Annotated in this window: 4 protein-coding genes; all 4 read left to right on the forward strand. The window is 54.9% G+C overall.

The annotated features are described in order from the left end of the window. Positions 1-402 (forward strand): 6-carboxytetrahydropterin synthase QueD (queD, locus tag Q7U71_09020; GenBank protein MDO9391896.1); only part of this gene is annotated, 402 nt, incomplete at its 5' end. Next, positions 389-1,063, forward strand: coding sequence for a 7-cyano-7-deazaguanine synthase QueC (gene queC, locus Q7U71_09025; protein ID MDO9391897.1), 675 nt, complete (start codon positions 389-391; stop codon positions 1,061-1,063). The genes queD and queC, both read left to right, overlap by 14 nt. An 86-nt stretch (positions 1,064-1,149) precedes the next feature. Continuing rightward, positions 1,150-1,722: a hypothetical protein gene (locus Q7U71_09030; protein ID MDO9391898.1), complete on the forward strand. Its 573-nt coding sequence runs from the start codon at positions 1,150-1,152 to the stop codon at positions 1,720-1,722. Next, on the forward strand, positions 1,719-2,283 hold a 565-nt coding region (locus Q7U71_09035), incomplete at its 3' end, for a 7-carboxy-7-deazaguanine synthase QueE (protein ID MDO9391899.1). The genes Q7U71_09030 and Q7U71_09035, both read left to right, overlap by 4 nt.

Genomic DNA, 2,283 nt, shown 5'->3' on the forward strand with positions numbered 1-2,283 from the left:
GTTTTACAATTGTTTTTTCAAGGAGAGACCATGTACTTTGTTTCGGTTTACAAGAATTTTTCGGCCGCCCACCATTTACGGGACTATGCCGGGAAATGCGAGAATGTCCACGGCCACAATTATCAGGTGGAAGTAGAGCTCAAGGCCAAGGCGCTTAACAAGACCGGGATGGTGGCCGATTTCGGCGACATCCGGGAAGCCCTGATGAAACTGCTGGGCCGCTTTGACCATCAGGACCTGAACGAGGTCAAGCCCTTCGACAAGATCAACCCCACCGCCGAGAACATCGCCCGGGTGGTCTTCGAAGAGATGGCCCTGAAATTCAATTCGCCCAAGGTCAAGATCAACAAGGTCTCCGTTTGGGAGACCGAACACGCCAAGGCCACCTATGGCCCGTTCTAAAAAGGCCGTGGTGCTGCTTTCCGGCGGGCTGGATTCGGCCACCGTGCTTTACTGGGCCCTGGCCAAGGGCTGGCAGTCCCGGGCCCTGATCTTTGACTACGGACAAAGGCACAGCCGGGAGATAGCTTCGGCCAAGGCATTATGCAAAAAGACCGGGGTGGCGTATGACGTCATCCCGGTAAAATTACCCTGGCGGGGCAGCAGCCTGCTGGACAAGGCCTCCGCCCTTCCCAGCGCCAAAAGCACCAGGGACATCGGCTCGCAGATACCCTCCACTTACGTGCCGGGCCGCAACACCCTGTTCCTCAGCTACGGGCTGTCCTGCGCCGAGGCCATCGGCGCGGAAGCGGTGCTGATCGGGGCCAACGCCCTGGACTATTCCGGCTATCCCGACTGCCGGCCGGATTTCATATCTGCCATGTCAAAAGTTTATAAACTGGGGACCAAGGCCGGACGCCAGGGAAAACCGATCAGGATAGTTGCCCCGTTGTTGAAACTGTCCAAATCCCAGATCGTAAAATTGGGGATCCGGTTGGGGGTGCCCTATCAGATGACTTGGTCCTGCTACCGGGGGGGAAAGAAACCCTGCGGAACTTGTGATTCCTGCCTTTTGCGGGCCAAGGGATTCAGGGAAGCGGGAAAATTGGACCCAACAGCATAAGAACATTAAAACAGCCTGACATGCGTTATTTTCTGACTATTTTCATAATAGCCGTTTCCCAGCTATCAGCAGTTGCACAGGACTCCGTGCTCAATAAAGTCCAGCAGCAATTGGACCGGCAGAAGGAGCTCAAGAAGAATCTGGTCTACAGCTTCACCACCCTCAGCTATGTCCACAAACTGGACAAACAGGGGCTGGTCGAGAAGACCGACACCGTTAAGACCTGGCAGAAGTTTTTGGGTGATTCCCTGCTGGACCGCCAGATAGTATACACCAGCGACAAGAAGCAGAAAAAGCGGGAGGATGGCAAGGGTCATAGCCAAAGCATGGAACTTCCCAAACTGAACGACCCCAAATACGAGTTCCTGGTGGACCGGTCCGGAGCCGGCATATCATTCAAGCCCAAAAAGCCCAAAGGCGGAGACCTGGCCGGAACCATAAGCTATGACCCGCAGGACATGTCGCTGGAAAAGATGGACATCACCATGCCCAAGCTGAGCTGGCCGGTGAACGAGTTTTCCATGAAGGCCGAGTTCATCATGGTGGAAGAGGTTCTGTTTCCCTCCAAACTGTGGATGCAGGCCGGCTGGAACGCCCTGATCAGCAAGGGAAGGATCCGGGTGGAAAGCAGTAATTCAGATTATAAGATATATAAATGACCGTGAACGCCAGGATTGCCGAAATATTCCATTCCCTGCAGGGCGAGGGCCTTTACCTGGGCGAGCCCACCACCTTCGTCCGCTTTGCCGGGTGCAACCTGGACTGCAGTTATTGCGACACCCCGCTGGCTAAAGCCGGGGACAAAGCGGTTGAGATGGATATCCAGAAAGTGTTGGACAAGATCCAGGCCATTACACATCCTGACGATTTCGTTTCCTTCACCGGGGGCGAGCCCCTGCTGCAAACAGAGTTCATTGCGGCCCTGATCCCGAAATTGAAAAAGCATGGTTGCCGGCTGTACCTGGAGACCAACGGCACCTTGCCCGATGAGTTGGCAAATATCATCACTGGTTTGGATGTGGTGGCAATGGACATCAAGCCGCCCTCGGCCTGCGGGAAAGACATCTGGAAAGTACAGCAGCAGTTCCTGCAGACCGCCAGGGACAAGGCCTTCGTAAAAATGGTGATCTGCAACCAGACCACGGCAGATGAAGTGGAAAAGGCCGCCAGGATGATCGCCGCAGTTGACAAGAAAATCGTTTTGATCCTCCAGCCGGCCG

Source organism: bacterium, assembly GCA_030655055.1.
Lineage (GTDB): Bacteria > Edwardsbacteria > AC1 > AC1 > EtOH8 > UBA5202.

Coding starts and splice junctions, on each gene's coding strand:
- queC (MDO9391897.1), top strand. CDS start 389: ATGGCCCGTTCTAAAAAGGCCGTGGTGCTGCTTTCCGGCGGGCTGGAT.